Here is a 13,046-nt window from a genome sequence, read left to right as displayed (position 1 = left end):
AATTATTAATAATATATAAGGCAATTGTACGTTATATTTGTAACTACCAAACTATCTTTCTTGAGCAATAAACTAAACGTATTATTTTTATGTGGTTGGTACCCTTCTAAAGTTTTACCAACCAATGGAGATTTTATTCAAAGACATGCAGAAGCTGTTTCTTTAAATCATAATGTAACCGTTATTCATATTATTACTGATAAAGAAAGTAAACAGAACATACGTTACGCAAGTGAAGTTGTTAACGGTATAGAAACACAAATAGCATATATTAAAGAAACTAAAAACCCAATTAAGAAAGTATATTTATTTATTAAAGCTTTTTTCCTTTTAATTGATAAGGTGGGTACTTTTGATGTTGTTCACCTTAACGAGTTATTTCCTTTCGGTGTTTTTAGTTTGTACTTAAAGGGGGGGTATAAAACCCCTTTTATAATATCAGAACATTCTACAAATTATTTAAATGCTTCTAACAATAAAATTAATTTTTTTGAAAAAATAATTTCAAAAATTATAATAAGAAATGCTTTTGCAATTTGTCCTGTTAGCAACTACCTTTCTTTAAGTATGCAAAAAATGGGTTTAGAAGGAAACTATGTAACTGTACCTAATGTTATAGATACTCAATTATTTACTTCTAAAAAGAAAGAAAACTCATTTTTAAAACTTGTACACGTATCTTCTTTAAAAGATGACCATAAAAATATAAAAGGTATGTTGCGTGTAGCAAAACTTTTAAGTGAAAAATTACAGTATTTTGAATGGAACTTTATTGGAAACAACGGTAATCAATACATCGATTTTATAAACAAACTAGATATAAAAAATGCTAAAATCTCATTTCTAGAACACATAAATCATTCAGAAATTGTTAGGGAATTACAAAATGCTACTATTTGTATTTCTTTTAGTAATTATGAAACTTTTGGAATTGTAATTCCAGAAGCAATTGCAAGTGGAACTCCTGTAATTTCTACAGATACCGGAATTTCATCCAGTTTTAAAGAATCTAATTTTTGTAAAGTAATACCTATAAAAAGTGAACAATTATTATTTGAATCAATTTTAAATCATAAAACCATTTTTGCTGATTTAGATTTTCAAAAAATGAATACATTCATTAAACAAAAGTTTAGTAAAGAAATAATTTCAAATGAGTTTTCATCACTTTATTATAAATCATTAAAAAGATAATTTGAATTTAATTAGATCCTATATTTCAAGTTTTCTTAGTCGTAAAGGAAGTTATGTTTTTTTAGCAACTGCATTTGCTAGAATTTTATCTTTTATTGCTTCTTGGCTTGCTTTAAAATTAATTCCGAACAAAGAGTTAGGTGTTGTATTATTTGCATATAATATAATAACATTTCTTATCCCTATAAGTGGTTTTGGTTTACACCAAAGTTTAATAAGGTATGGAGCTTTAATTAAAACTACGGAAGAAAAAAACAGTCTTTTTTTATATGTATTAAAAAAAGGTTTATTAGCATCTTTAGTATTAGTACTAATAATTATTAGTGTTAGTTATTTTATCGATTTTAAATTCGAAAATACTTTTACTTATATAATAATTTTATCTTTTATTATACTGCCTTCTTTCTTATATAATATTATTAGAAATCAATTTAGACTACAACACGACAACCAAACATATGCTTACATAGATGCAGTACATAGTGTTATATTTTTATTAAGCGTTTTTACTTTAAGTTACTTCTTTCAAGAAATTGGTTATGCAATAGCTCTTATAGTACCTCCTCTATTAACATCAATATTATTTATAAAGAAGTTAAATATTGACTTTTCATCAAAAATAAAATTATCTATTACAAATTTTTCTTTTTGGAAGTATGGTTTTTTTGCAAGTTTATCTAATGTTTTAACACAATTACTCTTTGTAATTGATATTCTATTAATCGGTTACATATTAGAAGACACTGAATTGGTTACAAATTATAGGTATATTTCGTTGATTCCTTTTAGTTTACTTTTTTTACCTAGATTGTTTATTGCTACAGACTTTGTAACTTTTACAGAGAATATTTTTGATAAGAAATATACGCTAAACTATATAAAAAGTTATATGTTATTTTTCTTCATTATTAGTTCATTTATTCTGTTATTTAGTTTTCTTTTTGCAAAACAAATTTTAACTATTTTAGATCCTAATTTTACAATTTATGTAGATACTTTTTTAATACTAATGGTAGGTATTACAGGTATATATATATTTAGGGGTATTTTTGGAAACCTACTCTCCTCAATAGGAAAGGCACATGTAAATTATTACATTGCAAGCTTAGCCTTGGTAATAAATATTATTGCTAATTTTTTTCTAATTCCTCTATACGGAATAAAAGGAGCTGCTATTACGTCTGCCATTTTAATGTGGCTTACTGGGATTGGGTCTTTAATTTGGTTTAAAATATTATATAAAAAAATTAAGTAAAAACCACATCACCATCTCCTGTTTGAATCGAAATGGTATTCTTTAAAATTGAGCTGCTCAATTTATTTGTTACAAAGTACTTTTGATTAAACGTCTTTCTCTTTATAAATAGTAGCTTTTGGTTTAATTCTCTCTCCAATTCACGATTGTAAACAACAATTGTTTTTACCTTTTTCTGGAGACAAATATCAACAATAAAGCTTGAAATTTCATTCATATATTCATTTGTAGAATATGAATAGGGAATTTTTAAATGACCATCTTTTATTGTAATCATCAAACATGAAATCAATTTCTGATCTTTATTATAAATTGTGTAAAAATCAGATTCAAATTGATTTGCATAACAAGAAAAAAAATAACTCTTATTTTCTTGTTTTACTTCTTCACTCGTTAAAATCCAAGGAAAATTTTGAATCCATTGAAATTCATTTTCTTTTCTCTTAAATAAATTATTATTAAAATTCTCAAGAAAAACTACAATATCTTCATTCCAAACTTCATTAACCTTTACTTGAATATTTTTATTATTAGTTTGATTTTTAAAAGTAAATCGAAGATCAAAAATGAAATTTAAAACCTCATCAACAAAATACCAAAACCTTTTTGTTAAATCGAATATCTTTCTTTTTGGGGGTAAAATATCAGCAAGACTAAATCTAATATAATATCTTGTTCCTGTTAAACTGTGTAACAATTTAAATTGCGTTGTTTTATCATACAATAACTTAGAGGTTTCAGAGTAATTTGTGTACATTAATTTGTAATCCCAATCTTTTAAAACTTCATTAAAAATGAGTGTTGAAATTCCTTTTCTACGAAACTCTGGATGTACCCAACTTCCACTTAACCAACCAAAAGACACTTTTTTTTCTTGATTATAAAATATATCTGCCCAAACAGTTCTATATCCAATAATTTGGTGCTCTTTAAAAGCCATAAACAACACAATATCATTTTTATGAGCTCTAGGATTATTTATATACGATCTTACCCTAGCTTTTGATATTGGCTTGTTTTGTAAGTTGATAAACTCCTTAGAATTTACATAGCTATCCAATTCTTGAAGCGAAATTTTTTTGATAGTAACCATTTAATTTCTATGTATCTTATTTTTTTTAAAAGGAATCTTCAAAAAATACTTCATATATTCTTTGAATAAATAGTCTTCTGCTTTTCTATTTCCAATTTCAAAAGGTATTCTTTGAAAATTAGTTTTAATATCATCTTTTTTAATTCCTGATGTACCAAAACTAATATCTATTATTTTTTCTTCTGATAGTTTAGTAAAAAACTCTTTAGAAACATCTAAATCTGTAAACGGAAAGGAAAAAAAACGATCTTCTAAATTAAACTCTCTAACCAACCAATCCATACTTTCTTTAGTTTGGGTAACTTGTTCCTTAAAACTAATATCTGCATATAGAGCATGGCTCTTAGAATGTGCCCCAATAGTAAACCCCATATCTATCAATTCATTAATTTGAATAGAAGATAAGTACGGTTTCTCCGTTTCTAGATATTCCTCAAAACTATAATTAACAGCATTTGCTAATTCATCTAAAATATGTTTATTGTTATAATTAATTGCAAACAAAATTTCTTCTATAGCTTCTTTACCTTCAAAAAAATCATGAAATACTTTTTTACATTTTACGGATGATTTTTCATAAACTTGAAATAATAAACTAGCTTTATATCTAAAGAAAAGCGCTTTATTATCAACAAAATCTGAGTTTACAAAAACAGTTGCAGGTATATTTCTTTCTTTTAAAATTGGAGCTACTGTTTTGTAGAAGTTAGAAAGACCATCATCAAAAGTTAAGTGAAAATAATTCTGATTTAATTGAACCTTAGACTTAGAAATTTCTATAAATTCTTTCATAGAAATAGGATTGAAATAATTACTTAAAACTTCAATATCATTTTTAAAGTCTGCAATTTTTCTAGATGGATATAAACTTTTTTCAAAGGTTGGTTTTTCATCAGAAACTTTGTGATAAAATGGTACAATTACCCTTTGATTAGATACTGCAATAAGTTTTTTTAAAATAGGATTCATTACTTCATTATATATTAAAAAAAGTATTTAATGCATTAGAGTTTAAATAATAGTAACGTTCATTTTCGGCTCCAAAACTCTTAAAAAAAGAACCAATATCAGGTAAGTTACTCCCCTCAAAATCTAATGTAAAATTAGAGTTTTGATATTCTTTAATAACATTATTTATTAAAAAACTCGATGCATTTAATTTTCTTGCTTCATTATTATAAGCCGAAAACAAGTAAATAATTCTATTATTAGATTTTAAAAATAACGAGCCTCCTAATAAAATACCATCCTTAAAAACACCTAAAATAAATCCTTTATCGTTATTTATGATATAATCTGCTAATTTTTTAATCAAGTTTTCAGGAAAACTGATATGCTTATAGAACTCCTTTTTAACTTTGATTAAATCTGATATAGAACTACTTTCTATAAGTAAATTATTTTTTTCTCCTGCTTTTACAGAACGTTTTCTTCTTTTTGAAAAAGATTTAAAAATAGTATCATAATTATGATTTAATCCTAAGGTATAATTAATTCTACAACTCATTTTCTCGATCAGATAATTATCTGAATTAAATTGTAAATTAATTTTCACAAAGGTTTTTGGTAGCGCTCTCAAAAAATCCGAAAATAAATCTTCAGTTATATTTTCTATAGAAAAAACCCCCAATTGCTGACAAAAAAAAGGTTGTGTAATGTATTTTATAAAATATTTTTGTTTCCATGGCAGTGGCATCACTGCTTTATAATCACCTAAAACTAAAACATCCCAATTATCTGCAACAATATCTAAATACCAAGAAAAAGCATAAATTCTAGATTGAATAGAATTTTCTATACAAGCATCATATTTTTCTACATCTATATCTCTTCTTTGAACATATTGAATCATTATGAAATAGCTATTTTAATCATAGATTCATACAGTCTTTTCCAGCCTTTCCAACGTAAATAATCACTTAAACTCTCGTTATGAAATAAGGTTATAAAAGTTCCGTTAACCGCTTTTACCTCATTTTTAATGTCTCTTATTCTCCCTAAAGATTGTTTAGGTGTTAGCTTCATATAATCATTTAAAGTAGTGTCCATTAATGCAAATGGAAACACCTTTAACGGAGTTTGAATTTCGAAATCTAAATCGTAAAAATAAAAAGGGGTACACGTACTTGCTCTAAAACCTACGTTGCTTGCATAGCCCATAGAGTAATCTTCTTCTACTTCTAAATCTATTAAATGTTGATACGTTTCTGGCAAACTAAATCGCAAATAATGTTGCCTAGACCTCTGAATTGGAGAATTAATAATATTCTCTAATCTCAGTTTTTCCTTTTTTAATAAAGCAGTATTGTGCATGGTAAAATAAGAAGGATGTAAACCCACTTTTGCATAATCTACCATTTCTTTAATAAGTAGTTTGTACTTACTTTTTGAAGCAGAAACATTGGTATCAAAAGTAGTATAATCGCCAATTAAAAAGAAAAAGATGGTTTTAATTTTATATTCCTTTTTAATCTCTAAAATTTTCTGAAAAGTATCAAAAGGATCTTTTTTTAGATTGAACGTAACTGCAAATCGATTCCAAACATCTAACACTCTAAAATGAAGTAAATCATTAATAAAACCACCTACACTTCTTATCAAGCTCTTATACTTATAAGCATACGCATTATCAATATCAACCGTAGAAATAAACTCATACTTACGATTTTTGTAATCATAATCTGGAAACTTTTCTTTTAAAGCATCTAATAATTTATAAGCCCAAATATCTACTACTGGTTTTTCTAAAAAACGTTTTTTATAAGCCAAGCTCTGGTCTGCAGTATAACGACCATGAATATCTTTTACGTGTGGTAAATATTCTTCATATCTAGTAATAAGATAAAAGCTGGCCGCAAAAACATCAAAAGGAATAGAAGATTTTGGTCCGGTTTTAAAGAAACATGGAGTTTCATCCCATTTTTGCATAGAAATCTCCATATCATTAACACCTTGCTCAAACAATAAATTGTTACTTTTCACAAAAAACTCATTCCCTAAGGGTGTTTTTGTGTAGGTCATTTTAGGACCATTAAAAGCTACAAATTCTTCTACTTTAGAAGTAAAATCTACCGGAATTAATAAAGTTCTTGTAAGAATATGTTTAAAAATATAACGAACTCTTGGTGTAATTTTATGTGTGTAAACTAGTATCATGTATTCAGTTTTCAGTCTCAGTTTTCAGTCTCAGTATTCAGTTATAATTTCAAGTACTCTTTTTAAATGATTACTAAAATCGATAACTGCAAACTAAAGCAACCCTTCATCTGCAAAGCTAAAATACGCTTTTTCGGTAATAATTAAATGATCTAGCAGCTTTATATCTAAAGTGTTTCCTGCTTCTTTAATTTTTTGAGTAAGTTGTTTATCGGCATTACTAGGTTGTAATTTACCTGAAGGATGGTTATGGCAAACAATCATTGCAACAGATGCCAATTCTAAGGCTCTTTTAAACAGCAACCTAACATCTACAACCGTGGCAGTTAAACCTCCTTTACTAATCTGACTTTTTGCCAAAACTTTGTTAGAATTATTTAAAAACAAAACCCAAAATTCTTCATGCTCTAAATCCCCAATAACAGGTTGCATTAAATTAAAACCATCTTTACTACTGGTAATCTTTGGTTTTTCTAATGCAATTTCTAATTGTCGTCTTTTACCAATTTCTAAGGCGGTAATAATAGCAATTGCCTTTGCTTCTCCAATTCCCTTAAAAGTGGTTAATTTTTCTACGGATAATTTTGCAAGTTCATTTATGTTACCATCTACCTCTTGCAAAATTCGTTTAGATAATGCTACAGCACTTTCTTGTCTATTGCCAGATCCAATAAGAATTGCAATTAATTCAGCATCAGAAAGTGCCGTTTTTCCTTTTGCTAACAGCTTTTCTCTTGGCCTATCATCTAAAGCCCAAGACTTAATCGTTAACTTTTCCATTTTCTTTTTTTATAAAAATACAAAAATGAAAATTAACTATTTTACCTTTTTTAACCTGTTAAACGAAACCTTTTATAAAGGTTACCTACTACAAAGTGATTATAATTGATTTAAAAAATTTCTATATTGTTGGTTATTTGGATACAAATCAACCAATCTTTGTACAATATTTTTCGCTTTTGGTTTTTGATCAGATTTAGAATATAAATAAGCCAACGCATACAATAAACCTTCATTTTGTGCATCCACTTTTAGACCTTTGACCAATGCTTTCTCACTATTTTTAAAGTCTTGTTTTTTATCGTACAACAACCCTAAATTATAATAAACACGAATATTGTCTGGCATTTTTACCATCGCTATTTTAAGTTGCTCAATTGCCTCATCTTCTCTATTTAATTCTGCATACATTAAAGCTAAAGAGTAATAAACAGGTCCATATTCTGGCTCTTGTTCAATTACTGTTTTAAAAGCTGCTTCAGCCTTTTCATATTCTTTAATATTATAATATAACGTTGCTAAATTTATTCGTATTTGATTGTTGATAACATCAATAGATTGTGCACTTTCAAAATTTTCTATTGCTTTTTCTATATTCCCTTGTTTTAAAAAGTAATCTCCTTTTTTCATTCTTACCCCTACAAAATCTGAATTTGTATCGATATGTAACCAAAATTCTTTTTTTACCTTTTGATAACTTTCTTTATAAACTTCAGGCACATCTGTTTCAGCCAAACCTCCTAAACCATAGAAAGCCTTTACCCTAACACTTCTTTTTGGGTCTTCTAATAAAGGTAAAAAATAAGCATTATAATCCGTGGTATTTATACCACCTAAAACATCTACACTTGCTCCTCTAACCAAAGCAGAATCATCATTTAAAAGTGAAATATAATCTTCCACAAAATTCTGTGCATTGTAATTAGCCAACACCTTTGTTGCAGACGCTCTTACTATTTCTGGTTGATGCGTATCGTGCATCAAATCAATTAAACCTTCATGACCATTTGGTTGCATGGTTATTCCTGGTGCTAATTTTTCTGAATAATGAATAGAATCTACCTCTCCAAATAATTTTGTAAAATTTTCGGCAGCCCAAACATCATCTTTATCTGTGTGACAACCAGAACAGGCATTTGGATTTCCATATTTTACACTTAAATCTGGTCTTGGCACTCTAAAACTATGATCTCTTCTAAAGTCATTTCCCATATAAAATCTTCCGGTCATGTGGCAGTTAATACATTTTGCCCCATCGGTATTTTGTTCATGAAAATGATGTGTAGGAGTATCATATTTTTCTGGAACATGACATTGAGCACACAATTTATTTCCATCAAATTTTAGTTTTAAGGAATGTGCATCATGGCAATCTGTACAAGTTACATCATTTTGATACATTTTACTCTGCGTAAACGAACCATATACATAATCTTCATCTAAAATTTGTCCGTCTGCCTGATATAAAGGAGATTCTAGTAACTGTGGATAATAGTGGTCTAACATTGTACCTTCAAAATTAAAGGCTCCAGAAAACTGCTCTCTTCGCATGTGGCAACGTGCACATTGATCTACCAATTCTTTAGGCCCCGTCTCTATTGTCATTTGAAAAGTTCCACTATCCATATAATCTTCACCAAGTTTATCTACATCGGCAACATGTTCTTTTCCTGGACCATGACACGCTTCACAATTCACATTAATAATTGCAAACTCGGTATTATAACTATGTGTTTCTACATCATAATTTTTACGAACATTTGTGGAGTGACAATCAGAACACATATTATTCCAATTTAAACCACCTCTAGACCAATGCAACCATTCAGAATGCACTACTTTAAAATTTGGATATAAATCGAACCATTTATTCTCTACAGAATCCCAAGCAGTTCTTAAACATTGGTAATGTCCGTCAGGAAATTGAACAATATATTGCTGTAAAGGAGTAATACCAAACGTATATATTATTTTATAATCGTGATTTTCACCATCTGGTCCTTCCGTATTTACATAAAAATCATTGTCTTTTTTATAAAAAAGAGAAGTCACACCCTGACTTGTAAATTTCTGATTGTTAAAATCACCTAAAATAGAAACACTATCGGCCATTTCCATCGCTTTATCATGATGAGAACCTTCCCAACTTTTAAATTGATCTTGATGGCATTCCTTACACTTCTGATCTCCTAAAAAATGATCATCAGGAATAATTTTTCCCGAAAGAAAAACACTACTATCAGCGACCACAGCCTTATAATCTTGTTTTTTATCACAAGAAAAAAAAGACATCATAAACAAAGAAAAGATTAAAAATAAGTTTATTTTTAAAAAGACGGATGAGCGTAAGTTGGTTAATTTCACGAATGCTATGATTTATAAATTGTAGCAGTAAATCTAAAATATCTATTTAATAGAAAATAAGATATTTATCATTTTTTATAGAAAAAACATATTTTTATTGAAACAAAAAAAGAATAGCAATTGTTTTTACTCCACGAAAAGCAATAAAATATTTCTGATCATTTTATTTATATGCTGATAATATTTTACACTGATTACCCAGATATCTACTATTATCTTTACAAATACGCAAAATAACCGATACATACTTAAAATTGAAAAAATCTATTTATTTCACTTTCCCATGAAAACTCTTTATATCTTTGCCAACACATACTACTTTAAATTATGAAAATTATAATAGCTGGTGCTGGAGACGTTGGTTTTCACTTAGCTAAACTTCTTTCTTACGAATCTCAAGACACCTATATCATAGACTTTGATGGTGAAAAGTTAGAATATCTAAATAGCCATTTAGATGTAATTACTAAAAAAGGAGATGCTACATCCATAAAATTATTAAAAGAAATTGGAATTGAATCTGCAGATTTGTTAATTGCGGTTACCGATAGTCAGAATACCAACTTTACTATTTCTGTAATTGGAAAATCTTTAGGGGCTAAAAAAACAATTGCAAGAATAGACAATCCTGAGTTTCTAAATAATTGTGAAGTAGATTTTAAACAATTTGGTTTAGACTTTATGATTTCGCCTCAAGAATTAGCGGCTAATGAAATAAAAATGCTGTTAAATCAATCTTCATTTAATGATACTGTAGCATTTGAAAGCGGTATTTTTAATGTGTTGGGTACTCCATTAACCTATAAATCTCCCATTGTAGATTTAACCGTTAAAGATGCAAAACAAAAGTTTGCTGATGTAGATTTTATTACAATTGCAATTAAAAGACAAGGTGAATCTCAAACAATTATTCCTAGAGGAGATGTTGTTTATGAAATAGGAGACCAAGTTTACTTTTGTGTTCCTAATTATAGTATGAATGATCTTTACCCTATTACAGGTAGAAAACGACTAAAGATTAAGAATGTAATGATTCTTGGTGGTGGTAGTATTGGAGAAAAAACGGCAAGAAAACTTTGTAAAGATAATTTTAGAGTAAAACTTATAGAAAAGAAAAAGGATAAAGCAGAGTTTCTTGCAGAAGAACTAAGCGACACTTTGGTTATTAATGGTGATGGTAGAGATTTAGAACTACTAGAAGAAGAAAACATTAGAGAAACAGACGCTTTTATTGCTGTTACAGGAAACTCTGAAACCAATATTATGTCTTGTTTAGTGGCAAAATCTAAAGGAGTTAAAAAAACGGTTGCCTTGGTTGAAAATATGGATTATATCGATATTTCTCAAACTATTGGAATTCAATCTTTAATTAATAAAAAACTACTTGCAGCAAGTAATATTTTCAGACACATAAGAAAGGGTGAAATTTTAGACCTCGCCAACTTACATAACGTAGATGCAGAAATTTTTGAATTTGAAGTTATGGAAGGTGCTAAAGTATCAGAATATCCTATTAAAGATATACGCATTCCTAGAGAAGCTATTTTTGGTGGTATTATTAGAGATAAAAAAGCAATTATGCCTCACGGAAATGTGCAAATTAAAACGGGTGATAAAGTAATTGTTTTCTGTTTACCAGAAGCTATAAGTGACGTAGAACGCCTATTTAAATAAATATGACGAGTACTTTAAACACCAAAATAATATTTCGATTTTTAGGTATTACAGCAATATTAAACGGATTCTTTATGTTTATTGCATATCCGTTTAGTGTGTATCACAAAGAAGATGCTAAATGGGGAATTTTAAATGCAGGAATTGTAACAGTAATTACAGGACTGTTACTTTACTTTCTAAACAAACCTAAAAGCACCAATATCAAAAAGAAAGACGGTTACTTAATTGTTACCTTAGGTTGGTTGATTCTCTCCTTAACAGGAATGCTTCCTTATTTGTTTTCTGGTACAATACCAAGCGTTGCAGATGCTTTCTTTGAAACTATATCTGGCTACTCTACCACAGGTTCCTCCATATTAACCGACATAGAATCCATGCCAAAAGGAATTTTATTTTGGCGAAGCGCAACCCATTGGATTGGAGGAATGGGAATAATTGTTCTTACCATTGCTATTTTGCCTCTTTTAGGTATTGGAGGAATGCAACTTTTTATGGCAGAAGCCCCAGGACCATCTGCAGATAAATTACATCCTAGAATTACAGATACTGCAAAACGCTTGTATTTAATTTATATATCGCTAACGTTTGCTCAATTCTTTCTACTAAAAGTTGCTGGTATGACTTGGTTTGATGCCATTAATCATGCTATGGCAACAATGAGTACAGGTGGTTTTTCTACAAAGAATAGTAGCGTCGCTTTTTATAACAACTTACCTCTTGTACAATATATTATTATCTTTTTTATGTTTGTGGCAGGTACTAACTTTGTAATTACTTATTTTGCTTTAAAAGGGAAGATTCGTAAAATTTTTGAAAGTGAAGAGTTTAAATATTACTTTGTTGGAATTATAGGTGTTTCTGCATTAATTGCTATTTTAATCATCTTTTTTCAAGATCCTAATTTACAAACAACCATTCAGCACCCTATGCTTTACGGTGAAGTAGAAAGCGCTATTAGACATTCATTATTTATGGTGATTTCTGTGGTAACTACAACTGGTTTTGTAAGTGCAGATTTTACCATGTGGAATTTCTTTGCAACAGGTATTTTCTTTGCATTGTTTTTCACAGGAGGTTCCGCAGGTTCTACAAGTGGTGGAATTAAAATAGTTAGGCATATTGTAATGCTTAAAAACAGCTTTTTAGAATTTAAAAAAGCCTTACATCCAAACGCTATTATACCAGTGCGATTAGACGGAAAATCGATACCTCCAACTATTGTATTTAATATACTATCATTTTTTATTATTTACATGCTTATCTTTATTTTAGCCTCTGTAATACTAACACTTTTAGGCTTAGATTTTATGTCTGCTTTAGGTGCTGCTGCTTCCTCTTTAGGAAACATAGGACCCGCAATAGGTAGTGTTAGTCCGGTAGATAGTTATGCACATTTATCTGATGCAGCTAAATGGTTTTGCTCTTTTTTAATGCTAATTGGTCGTTTAGAACTTTTTACAGTACTTATTTTATTTACTCCATTTTTTTGGCGAAAAAATTAAATCTATCATTCATTATTAAATAGTA

The 13,046-nt window shown here is 28.6% G+C and carries 10 protein-coding genes; 4 read left to right on the top strand and 6 right to left on the bottom strand.

Annotation, left to right across the window (positions count from 1 at the left end; translation table 11 throughout):
- Nucleotides 1-60: 60 nt before the first annotated feature.
- The gene (locus GQS57_RS09290) at nucleotides 61-1,194 is read left to right on the top strand and encodes a glycosyltransferase family 4 protein (protein ID WP_165732584.1); all 1,134 of its coding nucleotides are present in this window, start codon (nucleotides 61-63) and stop codon (nucleotides 1,192-1,194) included.
- A 1-nt stretch (nucleotide 1,195) separates the two neighbouring features.
- Nucleotides 1,196-2,449: an oligosaccharide flippase family protein gene (locus tag GQS57_RS09285; RefSeq protein ID WP_165732583.1), complete on the top strand. Its 1,254-nt coding sequence runs from the start codon at nucleotides 1,196-1,198 to the stop codon at nucleotides 2,447-2,449.
- Here the strand turns inward: GQS57_RS09285 and GQS57_RS09280 are convergent.
- The 6 genes from GQS57_RS09280 to GQS57_RS09255 all read right to left on the bottom strand — a co-directional run bounded on the left by GQS57_RS09280 (nucleotide 2,442) and on the right by GQS57_RS09255 (nucleotide 9,773).
- Nucleotides 2,442-3,542: a GNAT family N-acetyltransferase gene (locus tag GQS57_RS09280; RefSeq protein ID WP_165732582.1), complete on the bottom strand. Its 1,101-nt coding sequence runs from the start codon at nucleotides 3,540-3,542 to the stop codon at nucleotides 2,442-2,444. The genes GQS57_RS09285 and GQS57_RS09280 overlap by 8 nt on opposite strands.
- A complete protein-coding gene (locus GQS57_RS09275) occupies nucleotides 3,543-4,511 on the bottom strand; it encodes a polysaccharide deacetylase family protein (protein ID WP_165732581.1) in 969 nt (322 codons plus the stop codon). It abuts the gene before it with no gap.
- Between the two features lie 7 nt (nucleotides 4,512-4,518).
- Nucleotides 4,519-5,394 (bottom strand): hypothetical protein, encoded by an 876-nt coding sequence (locus GQS57_RS09270; protein WP_165732580.1) that lies wholly within the window; start codon nucleotides 5,392-5,394, stop codon nucleotides 4,519-4,521.
- Nucleotides 5,394-6,698 (bottom strand): polysaccharide deacetylase family protein, encoded by a 1,305-nt coding sequence (locus GQS57_RS09265; RefSeq protein ID WP_165732579.1) that lies wholly within the window; start codon nucleotides 6,696-6,698, stop codon nucleotides 5,394-5,396. Before GQS57_RS09265 ends, GQS57_RS09270 begins: the two co-directional genes overlap by 1 nt.
- 93 nt (nucleotides 6,699-6,791) lie before the next feature.
- Nucleotides 6,792-7,478 carry a DNA repair protein RadC gene (gene radC, locus GQS57_RS09260; RefSeq protein ID WP_165732578.1) on the bottom strand — a complete coding sequence of 229 codons (687 nt, stop codon included), beginning with the start codon at nucleotides 7,476-7,478 and terminating at the stop codon, nucleotides 6,792-6,794.
- A 99-nt stretch (nucleotides 7,479-7,577) separates the two neighbouring features.
- The gene (locus GQS57_RS09255; protein ID WP_165732577.1) at nucleotides 7,578-9,773 is read right to left on the bottom strand and encodes a tetratricopeptide repeat protein; all 2,196 of its coding nucleotides are present in this window, start codon (nucleotides 9,771-9,773) and stop codon (nucleotides 7,578-7,580) included.
- 396 nt (nucleotides 9,774-10,169) lie between these two features.
- Here GQS57_RS09255 and trkA point away from each other — a divergent pair, with 396 nt between their 5' ends.
- Together trkA and GQS57_RS09245 are read left to right on the top strand one after the other, a co-directional pair.
- Nucleotides 10,170-11,516, top strand: a complete 1,347-nt coding sequence (gene trkA, locus GQS57_RS09250) for a Trk system potassium transporter TrkA (RefSeq protein WP_165732576.1) — start codon at nucleotides 10,170-10,172, stop codon at nucleotides 11,514-11,516.
- Between the two features lie 2 nt (nucleotides 11,517-11,518).
- A complete protein-coding gene (locus GQS57_RS09245; RefSeq protein ID WP_165732575.1) occupies nucleotides 11,519-13,021 on the top strand; it encodes a TrkH family potassium uptake protein in 1,503 nt (500 codons plus the stop codon).
- Nucleotides 13,022-13,046: the final 25 nt, after the last annotated feature.

The organism is Polaribacter sp. 20A6, assembly GCF_011378915.1.
Classification (GTDB): Bacteria; Bacteroidota; Bacteroidia; order Flavobacteriales; family Flavobacteriaceae; genus Polaribacter; species Polaribacter sejongensis.
The sequence above is the reverse complement of the archived record's forward strand: the minus strand, read 5'-3'. Positions and strand labels throughout refer to the sequence as shown.